Below are 21,440 nucleotides of genomic sequence, written 5' to 3'. Positions count from 1 at the left end.
CATCCACTCTCCTCTAGGGTTTTACATATATGGCTGTAGCCACAGTCCTCTCCCCGTTCCAGTCACTTGGATTGTTTATGACCTCACCATTTAAATACATAGTAGTAGAAGATCCTCCATCCAGATTGCTTGCATTCACGACCCCCTGCTTGAGGAGTATATTCTGTACATCTTTCAAAGAAGCTCCCATTTTAAGTCCCTTCCTGCCGTCTATGGCCAGCATGACTATGGTTCCATCTGCTTTTTGTCCTATAGCTGTCCTTGGATTTAGTCCTTCATTTTCCACAGCTACGGTCTTACCATTTATTATGAGAGAATTTCTAAAAGAAATGGCCTCTACCACACCCTGGGAAAGTAATTCATTCAATGTATGATCTCCCACTATAAGCCTTCCGCTTGAAGTAAAAGCTGTCACATTTATTTCTGCATTGGGATTTACATCACTGTATACGAGCTTTCCCCCGGATATTATAATTCCCTCCGGATAAGCTCCTGTTCCCACCCAGAGCTTTCCGCTGCTGGTTCTATCTGAAAATCCCCCTCCATTTATAGCAGCCACCGCTCCATTTCTCTTTGCTATTTCACTGGTCCTCTCTCCCACTTCCCTGAGTTTACTGGTATACCCTATTCGTATCCTTTTAGGATCGTCTATCTCCAGAATATAGCCATTGAATTTTGAGGTGTCTATGTCATATCTTTTTATACTCTTATCTCCCACGTGAGCTATATTTACCCCATTTAGATTTTCAGTTTCCGCACTGGTGGTCTGGCCATTTTTCCCTTCCTGAAGTATTTGGTTTATCTTGTCTTTTGACAAAAATAAAGTGGCTATATATTGATGACTGAAAGTTGCCATAGCCGTTGCCACTATTTGATTTCTCACATTTTTAAAGGGACCGTAAAATACAAGCAATGGAGTAGTAACCATAACCACTGCAAGCTCATAGATTACAAATATAAAAAACAATTTAAAAGAAGATCTCTTCTTTTTTTTCCTTTTTCTCCTTTTCACATTACTCATATTAAAATAACCTCCATAAGATAAGAACTATTTTATATTTTACTATTAACTTAAAATTATTTCCACTTAAAAAATATTATGTAACAATAAATTAAAAGCTGACCCTTTTTACAATGCACAATGTACAATGTACAATTTACAATTCACAATTTACAATTAATGAGGGGTTTTCGGATAAAACCAAAAACCCCTTAGATTTGATATTTAAATTACTTTCCTATATCTTTTCTGAAGTACATGCCATTAAAGCTCACCCTTTTAAGGTTTTCATAGGCATATTCAATAGCTTCCTCCAGATTGCCGCCAATTCCATAGGTTACAAGAACCCTTCCGCCGCTCGTTTTAAAAATTCCATTTTCTTTTTTGACACCTGCTGCAAAAATTTTGTTTTCCTTCTTTAAACCTTCTATTTCAAATCCAGTTTCATATTTTGCAGGATATCCTTTAGAAGCTGCCACTACACAGCAGCATGCACCTTTTCTCCACTCCAGCTTGAAACTCGAAAGTCTTTTTGAAAGGGCAGCTTGAATCAGATCCACAAAATCACTTTTCATAAGGGGCAGCACCGCCTGAGTTTCCGGATCACCCATCCTCACATTGTATTCCAAAAGATAGACACCTTTTTTAGTTATCATTATTCCAAAGAAAATTATTCCGGTATAATCCAAGTTTTCCTGCTGTATTCCCCTTAAAGTCGGATCCATTATATTTTTTGCAAAATCTTCAAGCACCTTCTCACTGCAATAAGGATTTGGTGCTATAGCTCCCATGCCGCCGGTATTCGGTCCTACACCGCCGTCATAAATTTGCTTATGATCCTTTGAAGATATAAAGGGAACAATGGTATTTCCATCTGTTACAGTCAATATTGAAGCCTCTACTCCCTGCAGAAATTCTTCAATAACCACTTTTTTTCCTGCCCCTTTGAACACATCCCTTATCATTAAATCTTCCAATGCAGATTTTGCTTCTCTGTAATTCTGACATATGAATACCCCTTTTCCGGCTGCCAGCCCGTCTGCTTTTACAACTACAGGATAACTGCATACTCCAATATATTCCAAAGCTTTATCTATCTGATCAAAAACCGCATACTCTGCAGTTCTAATGCCATATTTTTTCATGAAATTTTTGGAATAAATTTTACTTCCCTCAAGCATTGCCGCTTTTGAAGAAGGTCCAAATATACTGAGGCCCCTGTCTTTAAATTTATCCACAATACCCTCTGTAAGCGGAACTTCAGGGCCGACTACGGTAAGATCTATTTTTTTTTCCAATGCAAAATCCATAAGACCATCTATATCCGTTATATCCACATTACTGCACTTGTCTTCTATTTCTATCCCGCCGTTACCCGGGGCACAAAATACTTTCTCCACTTTTGGACTCTGAGCTATCTTCCAGCAGATAGCATGTTCCCTTCCACCTGATCCTATAACAAGTACTTTCACTGCCTGGTTACCCCCTTCTACTTAAAATTAATGTTTAAAATGCCTTACTCCCGTAAACACCATGGATATTCCATTTTTATTGCATTCTTCTATGGAATCATTGTCTCTTATAGAGCCGCCGGGTTGAATTATGGCCTTTATCCCGTATTTAGCGGCTTCCTTCACCACATCATTAAATGGGAAGAATGCATCAGATGCAAGTACAGCACCATCTTTTGCCCTGTCAAGAGCCTGACAGGCAGGCCATATTCTATTTACCTGTCCTCCGCCGATTCCCTTTGCCATAAAATCCTTAGCCACCACAATTGCATTGGACTTTACATATTTGCAGACCTTCATTCCAAATATCAAATTATCCATTTCCTCTTTTGAAGGCTTCTTTTCAGTTACAACTTTCATTTCATCCACAAGTTTTGTATCAGCTGATTGAACAAGTATTCCTCCGTCCAGCTTTGCTATTTCATAGCTGTTTGTAGGCTTGGCTTCGCACTTTATTATCCTGAGATTCTTTTTCTTCTCCAGTATATCAACTGCATTCCCGTCAAAATCAGGTGCTATGACTATCTCCACAAAAATTTTTACTATCTCTTCAGCAGTTTTTGCATCTACTTTTCTATTAAAAGCTATAATTCCTCCAAATATGGAAGTGGGATCACATTCATATGTCCTTACATAGGCTTCATGGAGATCCTTTCCAATCGCCACACCACAGGGAGTATTATGCTTCACTGCCACGCAGCATATTTCATCAAATTCATTCACTGCTCTCCAGGCCATATCCATGTCCCTCATATTGTTATAGGAAAGCTTTTTCCCGTTTAGCTGCTCAAAATCCTTCATAGGAGCTTTTCCCACAGTTTCTGTATAATAAGCCGCGCTCTGATGTGGATTTTCTCCATATCTTAAATCTTCAGATTTCTTATAAGACAGGCTTAGGTATTCAGGATATTCTTCTTCCAGCAGGAAATTGCTTATAGCTCCGTCATAGGCAGACATAAGGTTAAATACCTTTCCTGCAAGCTTTCTTCTAAATTCATATTTCACATCCCCGGAGGATTTTATTTCTTCAATTACCGGAGAATAATCTTCCACATCTGTAACCACTACCACATCTTTGAAATTTTTAGCTGCTGCCCTTATCATGGCCGGCCCGCCAATATCTATAAACTCTATTTTTTCATCAAAACTTATATCGTCACATACCTTGTCAAAAAAAGGGTACAAATTTACAACAACCATGTCTATTGGAAGTATGTTCTTGCTTTTTATGGTATCCATATGTGCTTTGTTATCCCTTTTAGCAAGTATACCTGCATGTATTGCAGGATGAAGTGTTTTTACCCTTCCGTCCAGTATTTCATCAAATCCTGTTACTTCCGATACTTCTGTAACTTTTATATTGTTCTCTGCAAGGTACTTATATGTCCCTCCAGTAGATATTATCTCCACTTCCCTGCTGATTAAAAATCGTGCCAATTCCAATAGACCATTTTTGTTGTAGACACTTATAAGTGCACGTTTTATCATAACTTACGCCTCCATTTATTTTATTTGCAAATTTGAACTCTTCCCTGTTTCACTGATATTTTATTTTGGGAAATAAGTCTGATAACTTTAGGAAGAGCTATGTGCTCCTCTTTTAATATTCTCTTTTGAAGCTCATAAGCAGTATCTTCAAAATACACCGGTACTGATTTTTGAAAAATTATAGGGCCGCTGTCAGTGCCTGTATCCACAAAATGTACAGTGCATCCAGATACCTTGACGCCTTTCTCAATTGCAGCCTCATGTACCTTTATTCCATACATCCCGTCCCCGCAAAAGGAAGGTATGAGAGAAGGATGTATATTTATTATCCTGTTTTCAAATTCTGAAATCAGCTTTCCCTTAAGTATTGAAAGCCAGCCTGCACATACTATCAGATCTGCTTTGTTATAGAGCACTTTCAATATTTCATCCGATATTTTATCACCATAAACTTTTCTATCGAACACTTTGTATTTAATTCCATGTTTTTGAGCTCTTTCAAGAGCGTATACACCAGCTCGATCCGTTATTAAAATCTCTATCCTGCAATTTTCAAGATATCCACTTTCCACTCCATCTATTATTGACTGAAAATCCGTTCCGCCGCCGGAAGCCAAAACCGCTATTTTAAACATACTTTCTTTTCCCCTCTTTTTACAGTTCCTATTATGTATGCACTTTCACCCATTTTCTCAAGCTCTGATATTACATTTTCAGAGTCTCCGGAATCTACACAGAGTACAAAACCTATACCCATATTGTAGGTGTTGTACATATGCTGCTCATCTACTCCCAAGTCCATTATATATTTGAATATATCCGGGATCTCGTAGCTGTCTTTATGAATGACCGCAGTAAAATCTCCTTTGAACATCCTGGGTACATTTTCAAAAAAGCCTCCTCCCGTTATATGAGCCATGGCTTTCACATCAAATTTCCCCAGTAATTTCAACACAGGCTTTACATATATTTTGGTGGGAGTCAGAAGCACCTTTCCCAGAGTACTGTCACCAAAACTGTCCTCAAAATTTTTTATAAGGCTTCTCACAAGAGAATAACCGTTGCTGTGAACTCCGCTGGAAGCTATGCCTATAAGTGCATCTCCTTCTTTTACTCTGCTCCCATCTATTATATCATCCTTTTCCACAATTCCCACTGCAAAACCCGCCATGTCATAATCGCCTTTGGCATAAAACCCAGGCATTTCAGCTGTTTCACCGCCAATCAACGCACATCCCGCCTGAATACATCCCTCTGATACACCCTTGACCAAATCTGAAGCAACTTCCGCCTGTAAATCGGAACAGGCCAAATAATCCAGAAAGAAAAGAGGCCTTGCTCCATGGCACAAAATATCATTTACACACATGGCAACACAATCTATTCCAACTGTATCATATATACCCATCTGAAAAGCTATCTTCAATTTTGTCCCAACTCCGTCCGTTCCAGAAACAAGTACCGGATTCTTATATTTTCCCAATTCAAACATACCTGCAAAACTCCCGAGCCCATTCAGTACACCGGGAATAAAAGTACTGGCTGAATACTCCTTCATAAGCTTTACAGATTTATACCCTTCTTCAATGTTAACACCAGCATCCTTATAGGTTGTCATGATAAAACCATCCTTTACTCTAAATAATTTTTATCTTTTTCTATAGGTGCAGATATGGGATAGATTCCACTGAAGCATCCCACACAGTATCCTCTTTCAGCGCTGCAGTCCAAGGATTTTAAAATTCCATCTATACTGATATATCCCAGACTGTCTGCTCCTATTTCCTCTCTGATCTCCTCCAGGTTTGCATTGGCACCTATGAGATCTTTTCTATAGGGGGTATCAATGCCAAAATAGCATGGGTATTTTACAACAGGAGAACTAACCCGAAAGTGAACCTCTTTAGCTCCAGCCCTTCTCAATATTTCTACAAGCTTCCTACTGGTAGTTCCCCTTACTATGGAATCGTCCACTATTACGACTCTCCTGCCCTCCACATTTACTTTAAGCGGGTTTAGTTTTACAGCTACAGCTTTGGATCTAAGTTCTTTTGAAGGTGATATGAATGTCCTTCCCACATATTTATTTTTTATAAAGCCTATTGCATAGGGAATACCTGATGCTTCCGAATATCCAAGAGCAGCTGGTATTCCCGAATCCGGCACACCTATTACCACATCTGCCTCTACCGGATTTTCTTTATAAAGTATTTTCCCAGCTTTAATTCTGGAAGTATAGACATTTATTCCATCTATCGTACTGTCTGGTCTTGCAAAATAAATATATTCAAAAGAACAGGTTTCACATTTTGTTCTTTCAGCAAAATTTATGGATTTGATTCCATCCTTGTCTATTATGACAATTTCTCCCGGGGCTACATCCCTTACAAAATCTGCGCCTATAGAATCAAGTGCACAGCTTTCAGAACACAGTATGTAGTCACCGTTTAACTCTCCTATGCAGAGAGGTCTTATCCCATTTGGATCTCTCACACCTATGAGTTTATCTTCCGTCAAAATGACAATGGCGTAAGAGCCCTTTACGGCCTGAACTGCATCCACTACGGCTTTGCCTATATCCTTCTTTGCTTCCCGTGCAATGAGACTCAATATAACCTCCGAATCCACAGAAGTCTGAAAAATATACCCTGCATCTTCAAGAAGTGCCCTTATGACATCTGCATTGACTAAATTGCCATTATGTGCTATGGCAATGGAACCCAGTTTATATTTTACTATAAGGGGCTGGGCATTATTTAAAGTGCTGGATCCGGCAGTAGAATACCTCACGTGACCTATAGCACTTTGTCCTTTCAAACTTTCCAGCAATTTTTTGTCAAATACATCCGAAACAAGTCCCATTCCCTTATGGTATTTGAATTCTTTTCCATCTGAAACTACAATTCCTGCACTTTCCTGTCCCCTATGCTGCAGGGCATACAGTCCATAATAAGTGAGAGATGCCACATCCAGATCGTTTTTAGAAAATATACCAAATACGCCGCATTCATCTTTAAATTTATCTTCTTCCAGCTCAATACAGGAACAGGTGCTAAATTTATCATTCAAAATGCACATAAAATTCTCTCCTTTTATACCCATAAAATAAGGATTTAACTTAATTATTGCTTATTCTCTTCAATATTTCCTCATAGGCTTCCCTTACATTTCCCAAATCTCTCCTGAATCTGTCTTTATCCAGTTTTTCATTCGTCTTTGCATCCCACAGCCTGCAGGTATCCGGCGATATTTCATCGGCCAGAAGTATTTCCCCATTGAATTTTCCAAATTCAATTTTGAAGTCTATCAGTTTTATTCCCTGCTTTAAAAAGAATGTCTTTAAAACATCATTTATCTTTGCTGTCATGTCATATATGGTTTTTAGTTCATCAAAAGTAGCAGCTCCAATTCCAACTGCATGATAATCATTTATAAGAGGATCCCCAAGCTCATCGTTTTTATAGCTCAATTCATAGACTGTAGTTTTAAGGGGAGTTCCTTCTTTAAGCCCCAGTCTCTTTGCCATGCTTCCTGCCGCCACATTTCTCACTATTACCTCCAGCGGTATTATTTTTACTTTTTTGCAAAGCTGTTCCCTGTCGCTCAATTTTTTCTCAAAATGAGTCTTCACTCCATGTTTTTCAAGAAGTTCAAACAGCATTGAAGTGATTGTATTGTTCATCACACCTTTATCTGAAATCTGTCCTTTTTTCTGTCCGTTAAAAGCCGTAGCATCATCTTTATAATAAATTATAACTTTGTCCTTATCATCAGTTTCATACACCTTTTTTGCTTTTCCCTCATAGATCATCTTTCCCTTTTCCATTTTATAATTCCACTCCTTTTCCATTTTCATTTATAAATTTTTCTTTCATATTTTTTCTATATTCGAGTAATTTATTCTTAATTTCAGAATATTTAAGTGCCAATATTTCCACTGCAAGCATACCCGCATTATAGCTGTTGTTTATACCAACTGTAGCTACGGGTATTGATTTTGGCATCTGTACTATTGAAAATAAAGAATCAAGCCCTCCAACAGCCGCATTGAGCGGAATTCCTATAACCGGCAGCGTGGTGTTTGCTGCAATAACTCCCGGAAGATGTGCTGCAAGACCTGCCCCTGAAATTATACATTCACAGCCTTCATTTTCCAGCCTTTTTACAGTTTCCAGAAGTTTTTCCGGAACTCTGTGAGCTGACAGAATATAAGCCTCATATTGTATATCGAATTCTTTCAAAGCCTTTGCTGCACCTTTCATCTTGTCAATATCAGAACTGCTGCCAAATATAATTGCTACTTTCATAAAATATATCCTCCTTTTACAATTCACATTACAGTTCACAGTTTACAATTCACAATTAATGAAGATCTTTGGCTGTATCGAAAATAAGTCAAATTTGATATTTAAACTCTGAACTCTGATACTTAAAAAAGCTCCTGAAAATCTACATCGTAAATTTCCAAGAACCCCAAAATCGGCAAACCAATTTAAAATTCAGCACAAAAAACACGCAGCTTTAAATCACTTCAACCATAGACGGGAAATTTACGGTTTCCTGTAGAAACTCCTAAACCAGATTATTAGGATTATATGGATGCTCCATTCGTACTTGTTTCTGATATAATTATATTAACATAGTAAATTATATAATTCAATATATTAATTTCAATTTATCTTTTAATATTCGTTTAATTTGAAATTGTATAATCATTTATGCGAATAATGTTCACATCATATCGAACATTATTCCCAAGCAAACAAAACCACGGCAATTAATTTTAAAAGCTGTACAAAACAAGGAGGTATTCAAAAAATGAAATTAGTATGTATAGGGGACAGTTTAACTTTTGGATATGGTGTTCCCGAAAATGCCAATTGGGTGTCGCTTATAAAAGAACCCCTTCAAATGGAGGTGATGAATAAAGGTGCAAACGGAGATACAACCTCAGGAATGTTGTCCCGTTCTTATGAAGATGTAATAAAAAATCACCCCAATTATGTATTGATCATGGGTGGAATCAATGATTTCATGAGCAACAGACCTTTAAATATGGTAACAGACAATATAACACTGATTGTAAAAGATGCCGTAAATTCTGATATAATTCCAATAATAGGAATAGAACCGGCTATAAACAAAGGTATAGCCATGAAAAGATGGGATGATACTCTAAACTATGACAGAATAAATGAACTCCAGAAAGATTACAGAAACTGGATAATAGCATTCTGTAGTGAAAATAAATTTCATTACATAGATTACTATAAGTGTTTTTGTGAAAAATTAAAAGATACAGGCGCAAATCACCTGTTTATAGATGGCTTACACCCATCATCATCAGGACATAGATTAATGGCAGAGTGTACAATAAATTTCTTTAAATCCTCAATATAAACTTCTATATAGGCTATTCTTTATTGACATTTTGCATATAAAGTGATACATTTAAAATGCAATATGAGTTATATATCACTTATTAATGGAATATAGCATATAGTATATTAATATCATATGGGGGGATTATTAAAATGAATACTACTTCCTGCTTTTCCAGAATACCTGAAGACTTACAAAAACAGGTTGACGAGCTGATTTCCAAATCCGGACTTTCAGCAAAGGATTTTATAAAGGAATTAGCTTATTGTTATAATATAGAAGATGCAAAATCAGATTCGATAGTATTAGATTATTCAAATTACTGGAATAGTTTCGTAGATTAAAAACATGCCTCATAAATCTAGATTATGAGGCATGTTTTTATAAGCCTACAGTTAAATCAAATTTTAATTCAATTTGAGAATGTAATACTTCCAAACAGCTGGTATCTCTCTAATATACCCACTAATTTCATGAGCTTTATAAGAGGATATAAACACTCCCGAATAACTTCCTTTTATATGCTGGCTCTTTGCCATCAAGGAGGCTCTTTTCAAATGATATTTATTAGATACTATCACAGCACTGTGAAAGCCCATTGCATCCATTATTTTTTTAGAGTTTATTAAATTTTCCATAGTAGATGAAGATTTATCCTCTGCTATTATCTTTGAATTATCCATGCCTTTGGACAATAAATACTGTCTCATAGCTTCAGCTTCAGATATACTTTCTCCCTCACCCTTTCCTCCAGATACAATAATATATTTCCCATAGCCTTTATTATAAAGCTCAAGCCCTCTATCCAACCTCCCCGTTAAAAACGGGCTGGGGGTGGTGCCGTATACTCTGCACCCAAGTACAATTATACAATCCGATCTTTCAGGCTTCGTATCTTCCCCAAAAAACACTATTTGAAATTCCGTTAACAAGACAGCCACAAATGCTATAGTAATAAAACACACTGCAAATTTCAATTTACGGCTCATTTAAAAAACCACCTATCGCCTATCATTTACAATATCATAGTTTATTGAAAACGAAATTTCAACCTCATACTCCCATATTTAATACTTTATTAATGTCTACAGCAGACAAAATATCATCCTGAATTTCAGGTGAAAAACATATTTTTGATAAATAAATTTTTCACCTAAATCCCAGAATAGTTCAATTAAAGCATAGCAAATCTAAATATGAAAAGTGCCGCAAGTACATATACTATTGGATGAACTTCCTTATATTTCCCTGTAACTAATTTAACTATCGGATAAAATATTATAGCTGCAGCAATACCATTTGCTATACTATAACTAAAAGGCATAAAAGCTATGGCAAAAAAAGCTGGAAGAGCTTCTGTAAAATCATTGAAGTCTATTTTGGTAACTACTCCCATCATAAGTGCACCTACAATTATAAGTGCTGGGGCTGTAGCCTCAGTTGGAACTATTCCTACCAGACCAGAGAAAAATAATGACAGTATGAATAATATTCCCACAGTAAAAGATGTAAGCCCTGTTCTTCCTCCTGCTGTAACACCGGCAGTGGATTCCACATATGTATTTACCGTACTGGTTCCAAGCAAAGATCCTATTGTAGTTGCCAGTGCATCTGACAAAAGTGCCTTGTGCATGTTTTTAACTTTCCCGTCTTTATCTACCATTCCAGCTTTTTCAGCTGTTCCCACAAGAGTACCTATGGTATCAAACAGATCTACCAGGGTAAAAGTTATGATTACCATAATCAAACTTGTAACAGCACCTACCATACCTGCTTTTCCTATTCCCAGAAGTCCTTTAAAATCGAAGGCAAAAAGCGTAGGCGAAAGTGAAGGTGGAGCACTTATAAGCTGTATACCTGAAGTGTGGGTTACCCCAAAAGGTATGCCGATTATAGTAGTTAAAATTATGCCTATGAGTATGGATCCTTTTACATTTCTTGCCATAAGTATAGCTGTAATTAAAATACCTATGATTGCAACAAGTACATGAGGTGTGGTCAGTTTGCCAAAAGCGACTAAAGTAGCAGGATCAGATATAACAATACCTGCATTTTTAAGACCTATAAGAGCTATAAATAATCCTATACCACCTGATATGGCCAATTTCAAATTATAAGGAAGAGCATTGACAATTTTTTCCCTTATAGATGTAACTGTAATTATTATAAATATTATCCCCGATACCAAAACTGCCGCCAATGCCTGCTGCCATCTATATCCCATTCCTATACAAACACTATAGGTAAAGAATGCATTGAGTCCCATACCAGGTGCCTGTGCAAAAGGAAGGTTTGCATAAAGTGCCATCACAAAAGTTCCAATAGCTGCCGCTATACAGGTTGCTACAAATATCGATGCAACCACGGGATCATTGATTGCAGAAAGTCCTGCCTTAACTGCAGCATCTCCCATAAGATTCTTGCTGTTCATACCAGCCTGCATAAGTACGCTGGGATTCACAAAAATTATATAAGCCATGGTAATAAAAGTAGTAACGCCCGCTAAAATTTCTGTTCTTGCATCAGTGTGATTCTCAGTTAATTTAAAAAATGAATCCAGTTTAGATCTTTCAACTTCCATGTTGATACCTCCAAAATAAAAAATTTCTAATATGAATTATGGAATAATCCAAATTAGAAAATACTTGAAATATTTTCTTCCCGGAATCCACTCATAGTCAGAAGTTTTGGCCTTCTGGTAGAAACTCTTGAACCATATTATATCAAGATTATACGAATGTTTTTCAAAAGAATTTATTAAATTTACGTAATTATATTAACATCATATATATAATAAGTCAATATATTTTAATAAAATAAGTTTGATAATATTCTTTACATATAAACACTATATAATTTATACCGCCTACATAGTTCGTTACATATCGAATATTATAATTGATCATTTATTTCTACACATGTACAGTATCACCAATATTATAACAAGTATTAAAAAAGGCAGTGAAAATACAATCTTCAAAATAATTCCTATTATGGCAATAATAAAGGCTGCTGCTATTATAAGTCCTACAATTGGAAGCATCACAATTCCCACTATAGACAATACCAAACACAAAGTTAATATCACAAATAAAATGCAAAACAAGGTTATCATAAATAATTCCCCCCATTTAATTTTCTGCCACCTTTTTTCCCATCTCTGCTATTTTGTACTTCATCCACTATAATATATCTGTACTTATAGTCAATATTATATAGGTTAAATACAGTTTCGTCTAATTTTTTTTCAAATCTACTTTTTTCCCCTTTTTCATACATTATTTTATTTACTAATTTTTCAACTTCACTCCTATATTCATAACTGCATTCGCATATGGGTATCCGATCCAAACTGTACTTTTTAATCTGGGGGGTCGAATTGGGATTTGTTATTAGAAAATTTAAATAGTACCATTGAATTAGGGTTGAATTTAAAATTCCCAGAATATAATAAATGGAAATTTTCCTGTTCTTGCCCACTATACCATACAGGGATTGTTCTATTATGCATCCTTCACAATCCAGTGCTGCTATCAGCTGGCTCCCAGTTTTCCTTATAACTATTTTATTTTTACTGGCAAGTTTTTTTATATCCTTGGTTCCTCCCTTTATATTCTCAGGTATAAAATCATAATAACAGCTGCCTTCTACCTTAAATTTTCTTATATTTTCGCCCTTTAATATTTTAACTTGGCTAGAGCTGATCTTATTTGAAGTCACTTTAGATCTATATCCTATGAATCCAGTAAAAGTACAGCATATGTCAGAAAGCATTTTACTGGATTTTTCAATACCTTCCTTTATAAACAGGCTCTCTGAATTATAGCAGTAAGAGAACTCAAAATTTAAGTTTTCCAGATATTTCTGCTGATCCACAGCATACATCCTCTTTTTACATATGTCTATATTTACTTTATTGTACATTCTGCAGCCATTTTCAGCTATAATAATCATGGAATCGGCATTTACTTCCGGAAATTTTATTTCAAAGACCAGATTCAATATGCTATAATTTTCAAGTAAATTTTTTCTAAAATCTCTGTAATAAAGATTACTGGCCAGTCTATCTGGAATTATAAATCCAAATCTTCCATGAGGTGTTAAAAGTTCCATAGATCTTTTTATAAAATATTCATATAAATTGGGTAAATACGTATTTCCACTATAATTCTCACTATAATACTTCGTCAGCTTATCCTCTTTTTTATATTTTCTGCTGAGGGATATCCATGGTGGATTTCCCAGTACATAGTCATATTTTCTCTTCCAGAATTCAGATATATCTCCACAAATTTCTCCATTTTCATGTTCTTTTTCCCATTTTATCAAACTGTTGCAGCATATGATATTATATTTAAACTCAAAATCAATTCCACTTTTATTGCACAAATTTATTCTTGCCAGTTCTACGGCAAATTCATCTATATCTGCGCCGTATATACATTCCCTGAGTATATGATAGCCCAGGTTAGAGTACTGCCAATATTCACTGCCCTTTATATATCTGATTCCATTTTTATCTTCAATCCTATAATCTTCATCCTTAAAATTCTGTCTAATAAATTCTAAATTCTCGCTGAATTTTTTCATTAAAATTTCATACACTTTTATTAAAAAATATCCACTGCCGCAGGAGGGATCCAGCACCTTTACAAAAGGATTTTTTTTAACGTCCAAATCGGACATAATATTTTCCACTATATAATCCACTATATAGTAAGGTGTATAAAAACTGCCCTTTTTTTTTCTTTCTTCTAAACTCATAGATTTTTCATACTCTTCACCTAGCACAGTGTATTTCCGCTGTTTATCCATTGGAAACTGTCCTCCTCCTTATTGAACTTTCAATTCACGGCTCCTTTGAGAATAACTTCAACAATCTCTGATCTACTATGAATTCTTATAGGCGGACCCCAAGTTCCAAATCCCGAAGAAACTATAATATTAAATTTACCATCTTTTAAATATCCCCAATCAATCTTAAAGATTCTTTTCGTTATAAGATTTAAAGGATGAAGCTGACCCCTATGGGTATGTCCGGAAAACTGAATATCTATCCCCGCATTTTTACAATTTTCCAAATCTACCGGCCTATGATCTACTGCAATCAGTAATTTTGTCTTGTCACATCTATCCGTCAATTGAAATATATTTTTTCTCTCTTTACCTGTAAAATTCTTATAGGCAATATCGTTTCGTCCTATTATATAAAATCTATTATCTATACCTTCAAATTCATCTACCAAAAGTTTTATATTCAATCTCTTATACTCTTCTGTCATATACCCAGTATTTCTGCCAATATATTCATGATTTCCAAACACCGCATATACACCATAGGCGGAATCTATATCTTTTAATGGCGTCAGAATATCTTTCATTTCTTTCAAATCCACATCATCATCTATAATATCACCTGCTAAAATAACCAGATCAGGTTTCAATGAATTTACATTTTTAACTAAATTTTTCACTCTGCTTTTGCCCACTATTCTACCTGCATGAATATCAGATATCATCACTATGTTCAATTTTTCAATTCCATTTATATTTTTCTCAACTTGTAAATTATATTTCGACAGTCTTATTGAATTTGCATTATAAGTTCCAATTATTAAAATAACACATATTATCATCATTGAAACAGCATAAAATACAGCTCTCCATTTAATTCCATCTGAAATATAAGCAAAAGGCAAAAGATAGCAGGTCAATTTGATAATTTGAAATATTATCACAGCTATTATAAAATAAAAAATTACAGCTAGCCAATAGCATCCTATTAAGTAAAACATCTTACTTATAAATTCAGGCAGGATTTTTTTGAAAAATTTTCCTATAAAAAAGGACAATACAAGCAGCAAAAACACAATCCAATAGACATATGAATTTATAAAAGTCACAAAATATTTAAAAGTTTCAAAAACAGTTATACCAATATACAAATTTACACCGGTAAATATAAATACAGATAATATACCAATTACATATATCATAAAATCACCTTAACTTAATCGAACTTTCCAAATTAAATTTTCTCCTATAAAATATAGAAGATAATTGTATAATATTATAATAATTATATCAATACTTTTTTAATAAAAGCATAAAAAATCTGTAACATATAATAAACAGAATTGTCATACTCAGTTTACAGTTTTGACATATAGTTGTAACAAAAAAAAACTATCATATAACCATGATATAATATAGTTATTAAAAGCTCATAGAAGGAGGAATTTTACATGGATGATAATTATAACAAAAATCAAGATACTGCAAGAATGAACATATTATCCCGTTTCAAAAATAAATTTTCCCAAAAACATTCCAGAGGCAAAAAAATTTTTTCATATATATCCCTGGCATTGATATCCAGCTTGATAGGCGCCTCTCTATCTGCCGCAGCTTTTTTATATGTAGTTCCAAATACAGACTTTTTCAAAAATACACCACTTTATGAGACCATAAACTCAACGCAGACAAAGCCTTCACAGACACAGGTTTCCCCTATATCCACTTCAAGCAAGAGCGGCCTTACAATAGCAGAAATAGCTAAAAAAGTAAGCCCTGCAGTAGTGGGTGTTTCCACTAAATCCATATCCCAATATTCGGATATGTTCGGTTTTTCAGATGGGCAAAGCAGTGAGGACGATGGAATGGGTTCAGGCATAATAATAAACTCCGATGGATATATACTCACAAATTACCATGTGATACAGGGTGCTCAGAGCATAAGTGTCATATTGAGCAATAAAAAAACCGTATCCGCCAAAGTTGTAAATTACGATGAAAATCAGGATCTGGCTGTAATAAAAGTAACCACTAAAACTGAAATGCCGGCAGTGGCCGAACTCGGAAACTCTGATAATGTTCAGGTAGGAGATTCTGTAGTAGCCATAGGCAATCCCCTCGGCAAGGAACTTTTAGGCTCTGTCACAAGTGGTATTATAAGTGCTACAAAAAGAGAAATCACTGTGGGTAACACCACTCAAAGCTTTTTACAGACAGATGCAGCTATAAACCCAGGAAACAGCGGCGGTGCCCTTGTAAATTCACTTGGGCAGGTAATAGGAGTAAATTCAGCTAAAATAGGTGGAAACGGGGTTGAAGGTATAGGATTCGCCATTCCTATAAATACAGTGGCTTCCAAGTTAAACGGCCTCTTAAAACCAATATTGAAAATCGGAATTGCCTGCGTGGATATTGACTCCAGCCTGTCAAAGAAATACAACATACCTGAAGGTGTTTATGTAAAGGAAATTGAAAAATCCAGTCCCGCTGAAAAGGCCGGATTGGAACCAGAGGATATCATACAAAAATTTGACGGCAAATCCATAAAAACCGTAGAAGAAATAAATAAAATAAAATCCACCCATAAATCCGGTGATACAGTTTCAGTGGTAATTTATAGAGATGGATCTACCAAGACACTTCAACTGACACTGACAGAATAGAATATTTAAAAAAGGAACCTGCTTGCATAATTAAATTATGCAGCAGGCTCCTTCATTTCTGTATTTAAATTTTCTTATATGTGTACTGCAGGATCAACATCTACCTTTACATTTTTAAGAGGATAATCCAGCCATTTCATTTCTTCTTTATTAATTATAGCTGTAGGAATAATATATTTCTCAGGGAAAATTTCTTTGCCAACACAATCAATAAATTTTCTGGATGCAGGAGCAGATTTACTAAGCTTAAACAATGTTGCATTATGCAGTCTTCCCTTCAAATTGCACCAATCACCCAGCTGTAATATTTTAGCAGGTGATGCTGTCACCGCTTCTATTACATCCACAAGATCCATGCCCGCAGCACACAATTTAGTCATTGTAGTCGGAAGATCATAAACAGGACCATTTATGCCTAGAACATGAGCATCAGAGCTAATAGTAAACGGAGGATATCCTGCAGCTATTGCCCTCTTTGCAACTTCAAAACTAAAACTGCCTATTCCATGGGCTACATCCATAAGAACACCGCGCTTTAAAGCTCTTTCCATAGCAGGAATCGGTTTGCCCTCAGACGTCCAGGGTGAATTTAATTTCCCGTGATAAACATGAGATATTACGTCACCTGGAGCCAAAATATCCAGTATATCCTCGATGCACGGCATAGGCAGCCCAATGTGTACCATAAGGCGCATTCCCGTTTCTCGTGCAGCTTTAGCTGCAAGTTTTACCGGCTGTATACCCATTGCACCGACAGTGGTTTTTTCAGCTCTAATTTTGATGCCGCAGACAAAGGGACGATTTGCATTGGCCGCTCTCACCGTTTTTGCTACATCCATTGCGGAAATATCTGTAGCTTCAGGTATTTGTGCCAAACCAGTAGAACATATATTTAACCAGGCTTTAAATGGAGTATTAAAGGCAGGTGCAACATATTTTCTCAATCCAGTAATGGTAGCTTCACCTGAACTTCCAGCATCAGCTATAAAATGAACACCGGTATCAAATCCAATTGAATCCGGAGGTATGGATATGGCTCCTACGCCATAGTAAACATGAGCATGTAAATCAATCCAGCCAGGACTCAAAAATAACTCTGCATCCTTGGCTTGATCAGAGGATTGCTTCAGAAAAAACCCATCTGAATCATGGCATAATTCAGCCGGCCATATTTTTTTTGTAGAAGGATCTATAACATTCACAGATATTGGCTCAGTTGTATTAACACTATATTTATTATTCTTAACCATAAAGAATAACCTCCTTTTAATTTTAACATATTGTCATATTATCACATTGGCTATTTCCAGCTTAAATTTCCTCGATTACCGATTTACCCTCTTCCGGCACTTCTTCAAGCATTTTCAAAGCTTTCTTGACAGCATTTTTACGATAGGCCACTTCATTTTTCTTTGGCAGCGAAGGATCGCCAAAAACATGCAAGACGCTGTTTCCACGAAGAATTCTGTTAGAACCTATACCTTCGGCGATTTTTGTCAAGTTCGTCACTTGAACAATAGGAACACCAGCACGTTCGATTTCTTTTGTCATCACTGCACCACAGCGAGAACTAGTTCCTCAGGTGGACGTCAATATAGCCGCATCAACCTTGTGTTCTTTCATTATTTTGGCAATACCTTCACCAAATTTCTTACCTTTCTCCATAGGAGTCATCACACCTGCAGTTGTAAAATATGAATCAAATAAAGAACCGATGACACCTTCTTTTTCAAGCGTCCTCATTGCATCAACTGGCACAAGACGGTTGGGATCATCAAGAACAAAGGCATTATTATAACCTTGATGTCTTACTTCATAATCCTCAGGACTTAGTTTGTCCTTTCCTTCAATTGAGTAATATTTAAAACAAGTTGAATTGGTAACAACCATATTATCAGGGTTTCCCTTTGGTACTAGGCCTCCATCAGTAACAAGTGCAATTTTTGCTTCTGACAAGGGTTTATCAAGTACCGGCACCGGAATTTTTTCATGATTGGGCATAACCACTTCCGTTCTATAAGGCTTATTGTAATACTTAGCTAAAAGCATGTTAATGGCTCGTTTTGGTGCTGGTATTGAATAATCGATTTCAATGGCCGGACCGCTTCCATGGTAATCTTCCTTCTTGCCATCCCCAATTGCTTCTCCTGACACCAATCGAAGGGAAAAATCAACTATTTTTTTTATAACTTCTCTCATCTTCCTGGCATTGTTTTCTGTTTTGAGAATATAACAGCGATCTTTATACATATCAGTTCCAGGATTTTCAGCATATAATGCTGTAACGCCCGGAATTTTCAGTGTTTCAACAACTGCTGCTGTTGTCGCACCACAGGCCATGCCATATCTGCCAGCATTGAATCCAGGACCGGCAATGAACATATCTGGATTGTATTTTTTTACAATTTTAACCACCTTAGGTACTACTGTTTCCAAGTTTTCCGCAATATGATTGTCCCCACAAATAATCGTAGCCACAATTTCCGCTCTGTCACCAAACGCATTTTTCATTGCTAAACCTGGCCCCACAGGCTCTTCTTTAACAACTATATCCATACCTGCAGTATCTTCTCCACCAAATCCTCCATAAAACTGGTTTATATAATGAACTATTCGATACTTTTTAGCCATGATTTACACCTCTTCTTTCCATGGAATATTTGAATCCGTAGTCACATAGCAATCTCCCAGCTGGGACCATATTCCCTGATATGCAAAATTGGTGGTATGATCGAAAGGTCCCCAAGGATCAATACCAGCTAGACTAGGAACTCCGGCATTCTCCCCAATCAGTCGTTTAACTCTCGGGTGATGAAGCGTATAATTACGCCCGCTGTTGACAACAGCATCAACTTTAGGATCTGAGATCACCAGCATGTCACCCGGGCGATCATTGGACACAGCCGAGAGATTCATTACACAGGGCATACCCATTTTTTCTGCCCAGTTAAAAGCCAGCGCCGAATCAAGCTGGCAATGTCCCATACCTGACTTATTGATCACAACACAATCCGCTTTTAATGTGTCACGGCATAATGTCGCTCCAATCATGCCCATGGTATTTTTACCGTCAATTTTCATAACGTTATTTGCGAAAACAACTCCCACAAATTCAAGATCCCTGCCGTGGCGCTTCATAAGTTCCCTGATATACAGCTCGTTTTGCAGGTAATAATTACATTCCCAATATCGCCATAGGAAAGCTCCATCAAGCACTTCGGTAGGCTGAACTATGATTGGGAGAAAATTAAGCGCGCTTTGCCCATAGTACAATATATTCCAAGTATCATGTGAGGCCATATGGGTAACAAAGTATGCCACTTTAGGTAGAGGCTTGCCATCCTTTCCTGGGCCAACTGGTCCGAGCTCAAAGACTTCTTTTTCATCTGGCTTTAGATCAACACCAAGCTTAGCCAAATATACATTTGCCGTCAGTGAAGCATGTTTTAACGCTTCCGCATAACTTAAATCACTGACACCCTCAGCTGGTGCAGCATCGATAACGACATGATAATGTCTTGAAAAATGAGTGTATTTTGCACATGGACCGCCCATATCCATATAATATTTAACATTACACTTTGCATAATAAATGTCTGAAACAACTACACCTCTAAGTGCTACCGTTTCCCCTTCACCTGCAGGTGCCAGTTTTCCCCAAATTCCCGGATAAGATTCTTCCGGATGTTCTTTTTTACAGCGCGGCTGCATGATGTCATGCACTGCCAGCATTCTGCAGCTCTCACCAGGGTATACCAATTGGATATTCATCCATGCAAACAAGTCATTATTAATCAGGTTATAAAGCTCTTCCTTATTAACTGTTAACACACCGTTAACCAACTCGGATTTATTTCCGAATTGAACCTTTTTAACATCGATATAATCGATTTGCAGACGTTTACTCATAACTATAACCATCCTTTCCCTATATTCAAGTCACGAATTGTTATAAAAATATTTATAACTTGAGTCAAGTTTATAATTAAATTATAGTAAACCAGCAGATAATATTCATTGAACTATTCTGTAATGTTAATGTAATAAAACGTTTACTTTTTTTTAGAAATTGTACTTTTTTATATTAGTTGCACTCATTTCCTTGTAATTTATTGTCATGATAAATACGGAATCTTTGAAGATAAATAAGAGGGTTGTTTTATCCCTCTTATTTATATCCTGCTTCCTTTAAAATTTTTACGGCTTTTTCACCCTTTTGAGAACTTACCAGAATCACAGGCCCTGTACAGCCCATTCCGTTTTCAGAATATATACCTTTTTCCCATAATACCCTGCAGGCATTGTCCAGTTCCAGTATATCTATTCCCGGTATTGCATAGGTCACAACTTCCTTAGGTGGTACTTTCACCTCTTCAACNCAATATTTCCTCCAGCCCTGCAGCCTCTGCTTTTTGAAATTCATTCTTCGCCGCCCGCAGTACTTTTCCTTCAGCACACATCGCACAGTATTTAAGTGCTTCACAGATAAGAGGTGCCCCAGAAGCCCTGGATACTATATTTATCAGTTTATCATAATTTTCCCCTATTCCCGGACCATATCCATATCCCAGAGTCTCATAATTTCCTCCGGTAGTATAGGCT

Annotated in this window: 19 protein-coding genes and 2 riboswitches; of the genes, 3 read left to right on the top strand and 16 right to left on the bottom strand. The window is 36.4% G+C overall.

The window, feature by feature from the left end:
- Nucleotides 1-13 precede the first annotated feature (13 nt).
- From ACFHWD_RS17805 to purE, 8 genes are all read right to left on the bottom strand, one after another.
- Nucleotides 14-1,021 (bottom strand): phosphodiester glycosidase family protein, encoded by a 1,008-nt coding sequence (locus ACFHWD_RS17805; protein ID WP_378062821.1) that lies wholly within the window; start codon nt 1,019-1,021, stop codon nt 14-16.
- 209 nt (nt 1,022-1,230) lie between these two features.
- On the bottom strand, nt 1,231-2,472 hold the full coding sequence (purD, locus tag ACFHWD_RS17800) for a phosphoribosylamine--glycine ligase (protein ID WP_378062820.1): 1,242 nt from the start codon (nt 2,470-2,472) through the stop codon (nt 1,231-1,233).
- A gap of 27 nt (nt 2,473-2,499) precedes the next feature.
- Nucleotides 2,500-3,999 carry a bifunctional phosphoribosylaminoimidazolecarboxamide formyltransferase/IMP cyclohydrolase gene (gene purH / locus ACFHWD_RS17795; RefSeq protein WP_378062819.1) on the bottom strand — a complete coding sequence of 500 codons (1,500 nt, stop codon included), beginning with the start codon at nt 3,997-3,999 and terminating at the stop codon, nt 2,500-2,502.
- A gap of 20 nt (nt 4,000-4,019) precedes the next feature.
- Nucleotides 4,020-4,634 carry a phosphoribosylglycinamide formyltransferase gene (purN, locus tag ACFHWD_RS17790; RefSeq protein ID WP_378062818.1) on the bottom strand — a complete coding sequence of 205 codons (615 nt, stop codon included), beginning with the start codon at nt 4,632-4,634 and terminating at the stop codon, nt 4,020-4,022.
- Nucleotides 4,622-5,617 carry a phosphoribosylformylglycinamidine cyclo-ligase gene (purM, locus tag ACFHWD_RS17785; RefSeq protein ID WP_378062817.1) on the bottom strand — a complete coding sequence of 332 codons (996 nt, stop codon included), beginning with the start codon at nt 5,615-5,617 and terminating at the stop codon, nt 4,622-4,624. The genes purN and purM overlap by 13 nt, the downstream gene beginning before the upstream one ends.
- Nucleotides 5,618-5,631: 14 nt before the next feature.
- Nucleotides 5,632-7,077, bottom strand: a complete 1,446-nt coding sequence (gene purF / locus ACFHWD_RS17780) for an amidophosphoribosyltransferase (protein WP_378062816.1) — start codon at nt 7,075-7,077, stop codon at nt 5,632-5,634.
- Nucleotides 7,078-7,117: 40 nt separating this feature from the next.
- The gene (purC, locus tag ACFHWD_RS17775) at nt 7,118-7,825 is read right to left on the bottom strand and encodes a phosphoribosylaminoimidazolesuccinocarboxamide synthase (protein WP_378062815.1); all 708 of its coding nucleotides are present in this window, start codon (nt 7,823-7,825) and stop codon (nt 7,118-7,120) included.
- A gap of 1 nt (nt 7,826) precedes the next feature.
- Entirely contained in the window at nt 7,827-8,306 is a 480-nt protein-coding gene (purE, locus tag ACFHWD_RS17770; protein ID WP_378062814.1) for a 5-(carboxyamino)imidazole ribonucleotide mutase, read from the bottom strand.
- A gap of 211 nt (nt 8,307-8,517) precedes the next feature.
- Nucleotides 8,518-8,618: riboswitch (purine riboswitch) on the bottom strand.
- A 199-nt stretch (nt 8,619-8,817) separates the two neighbouring features.
- Between purE and ACFHWD_RS17765 the strand changes: the two genes are divergently transcribed.
- Together ACFHWD_RS17765 and ACFHWD_RS17760 are read left to right on the top strand one after the other, a co-directional pair.
- Nucleotides 8,818-9,399 (top strand): GDSL-type esterase/lipase family protein, encoded by a 582-nt coding sequence (locus ACFHWD_RS17765; protein ID WP_378062813.1) that lies wholly within the window; start codon nt 8,818-8,820, stop codon nt 9,397-9,399.
- A gap of 134 nt (nt 9,400-9,533) precedes the next feature.
- On the top strand, nt 9,534-9,725 hold the full coding sequence (locus ACFHWD_RS17760) for a hydrolase (RefSeq protein WP_150358370.1): 192 nt from the start codon (nt 9,534-9,536) through the stop codon (nt 9,723-9,725).
- A gap of 63 nt (nt 9,726-9,788) precedes the next feature.
- Here the strand turns inward: ACFHWD_RS17760 and ACFHWD_RS17755 are convergent, their stop codons facing one another.
- From ACFHWD_RS17755 to ACFHWD_RS17735, 5 genes are all read right to left on the bottom strand, one after another.
- The gene (locus tag ACFHWD_RS17755) at nt 9,789-10,370 is read right to left on the bottom strand and encodes a YdcF family protein (protein ID WP_378062812.1); all 582 of its coding nucleotides are present in this window, start codon (nt 10,368-10,370) and stop codon (nt 9,789-9,791) included.
- Nucleotides 10,371-10,555: 185 nt separating this feature from the next.
- Nucleotides 10,556-11,962 (bottom strand): NCS2 family permease, encoded by a 1,407-nt coding sequence (locus ACFHWD_RS17750; RefSeq protein ID WP_378062811.1) that lies wholly within the window; start codon nt 11,960-11,962, stop codon nt 10,556-10,558.
- A 74-nt stretch (nt 11,963-12,036) separates the two neighbouring features.
- Nucleotides 12,037-12,138, bottom strand: a riboswitch (purine riboswitch).
- Nucleotides 12,139-12,283: 145 nt separating this feature from the next.
- Entirely contained in the window at nt 12,284-12,496 is a 213-nt protein-coding gene (locus tag ACFHWD_RS17745; protein WP_179977001.1) for a hypothetical protein, read from the bottom strand.
- Entirely contained in the window at nt 12,493-14,196 is a 1,704-nt protein-coding gene (locus tag ACFHWD_RS17740; RefSeq protein WP_150359001.1) for a TaqI-like C-terminal specificity domain-containing protein, read from the bottom strand. Before ACFHWD_RS17740 ends, ACFHWD_RS17745 begins: the two co-directional genes overlap by 4 nt.
- Before the next feature lie 29 nt (nt 14,197-14,225).
- Nucleotides 14,226-15,377 (bottom strand): metallophosphoesterase, encoded by a 1,152-nt coding sequence (locus ACFHWD_RS17735; RefSeq protein ID WP_179977000.1) that lies wholly within the window; start codon nt 15,375-15,377, stop codon nt 14,226-14,228.
- Nucleotides 15,378-15,626: 249 nt separating this feature from the next.
- On the opposite strand from ACFHWD_RS17735, the gene ACFHWD_RS17730 reads away from it, so the two are divergent.
- Nucleotides 15,627-16,838 carry a S1C family serine protease gene (locus ACFHWD_RS17730; protein ID WP_150358863.1) on the top strand — a complete coding sequence of 404 codons (1,212 nt, stop codon included), beginning with the start codon at nt 15,627-15,629 and terminating at the stop codon, nt 16,836-16,838.
- A gap of 74 nt (nt 16,839-16,912) precedes the next feature.
- Here ACFHWD_RS17730 and ACFHWD_RS17725 read toward each other — a convergent pair whose 3' ends face one another.
- The 3 genes from ACFHWD_RS17725 to ACFHWD_RS17715 all read right to left on the bottom strand — a co-directional run bounded on the left by ACFHWD_RS17725 (nt 16,913) and on the right by ACFHWD_RS17715 (nt 20,747).
- Complete coding sequence (locus tag ACFHWD_RS17725; RefSeq protein ID WP_150358862.1) at nt 16,913-18,088, bottom strand: amidohydrolase/deacetylase family metallohydrolase; 1,176 nt, start codon at nt 18,086-18,088, stop codon at nt 16,913-16,915.
- Between the two features lie 61 nt (nt 18,089-18,149).
- The gene (locus ACFHWD_RS17720) at nt 18,150-19,469 is read right to left on the bottom strand and encodes a glycine/betaine/sarcosine/D-proline family reductase selenoprotein B (protein ID WP_229980776.1); all 1,320 of its coding nucleotides are present in this window, start codon (nt 19,467-19,469) and stop codon (nt 18,150-18,152) included.
- Nucleotides 19,470-19,472: 3 nt separating this feature from the next.
- Nucleotides 19,473-20,747, bottom strand: coding sequence for a glycine/sarcosine/betaine reductase component B subunit (locus ACFHWD_RS17715; RefSeq protein ID WP_150358859.1), 1,275 nt, complete (start codon nt 20,745-20,747; stop codon nt 19,473-19,475).
- Between the last annotated feature and the right edge of the window lie 693 nt (nt 20,748-21,440).

It is taken from the genome of Clostridium sp. MT-14, assembly GCF_042436595.1.
Classification (GTDB): Bacteria; Bacillota; Clostridia; order Clostridiales; family Clostridiaceae; genus Clostridium_B; species Clostridium_B aromativorans.
The sequence above is the reverse complement of the archived record's forward strand: the minus strand, read 5'-3'. Positions and strand labels throughout refer to the sequence as shown.

Bases quoted from the DNA above. Each gene is read 5' to 3' on its own strand.
- ACFHWD_RS17805 (WP_378062821.1), bottom strand. From the start codon at position 1,021: ATGAGTAATGTGAAAAGGAGAAAAAGGAAAAAAAAGAAGAGATCTTCT.
- purH (WP_378062819.1), bottom strand. From the start codon at position 3,999: ATGATAAAACGTGCACTTATAAGTGTCTACAACAAAAATGGTCTATTG.
- purN (WP_378062818.1), bottom strand. From the start codon at position 4,634: ATGTTTAAAATAGCGGTTTTGGCTTCCGGCGGCGGAACGGATTTTCAG.
- purM (WP_378062817.1), bottom strand. From the start codon at position 5,617: ATGACAACCTATAAGGATGCTGGTGTTAACATTGAAGAAGGGTATAAA.
- purF (WP_378062816.1), bottom strand. From the start codon at position 7,077: ATGTGCATTTTGAATGATAAATTTAGCACCTGTTCCTGTATTGAGCTG.
- purC (WP_378062815.1), bottom strand. From the start codon at position 7,825: ATGGAAAAGGGAAAGATGATCTATGAGGGAAAAGCAAAAAAGGTGTAT.
- purE (WP_378062814.1), bottom strand. From the start codon at position 8,306: ATGAAAGTAGCAATTATATTTGGCAGCAGTTCTGATATTGACAAGATG.
- ACFHWD_RS17765 (WP_378062813.1), top strand. From the start codon at position 8,818: ATGAAATTAGTATGTATAGGGGACAGTTTAACTTTTGGATATGGTGTT.
- ACFHWD_RS17760 (WP_150358370.1), top strand. From the start codon at position 9,534: ATGAATACTACTTCCTGCTTTTCCAGAATACCTGAAGACTTACAAAAA.
- ACFHWD_RS17755 (WP_378062812.1), bottom strand. From the start codon at position 10,370: ATGAGCCGTAAATTGAAATTTGCAGTGTGTTTTATTACTATAGCATTT.
- ACFHWD_RS17750 (WP_378062811.1), bottom strand. From the start codon at position 11,962: ATGGAAGTTGAAAGATCTAAACTGGATTCATTTTTTAAATTAACTGAG.
- ACFHWD_RS17745 (WP_179977001.1), bottom strand. From the start codon at position 12,496: ATGATAACCTTGTTTTGCATTTTATTTGTGATATTAACTTTGTGTTTG.
- ACFHWD_RS17740 (WP_150359001.1), bottom strand. From the start codon at position 14,196: ATGGATAAACAGCGGAAATACACTGTGCTAGGTGAAGAGTATGAAAAA.
- ACFHWD_RS17735 (WP_179977000.1), bottom strand. From the start codon at position 15,377: ATGATATATGTAATTGGTATATTATCTGTATTTATATTTACCGGTGTA.
- ACFHWD_RS17730 (WP_150358863.1), top strand. From the start codon at position 15,627: ATGGATGATAATTATAACAAAAATCAAGATACTGCAAGAATGAACATA.
- ACFHWD_RS17725 (WP_150358862.1), bottom strand. From the start codon at position 18,088: ATGGTTAAGAATAATAAATATAGTGTTAATACAACTGAGCCAATATCT.
- ACFHWD_RS17715 (WP_150358859.1), bottom strand. From the start codon at position 20,747: ATGAGTAAACGTCTGCAAATCGATTATATCGATGTTAAAAAGGTTCAA.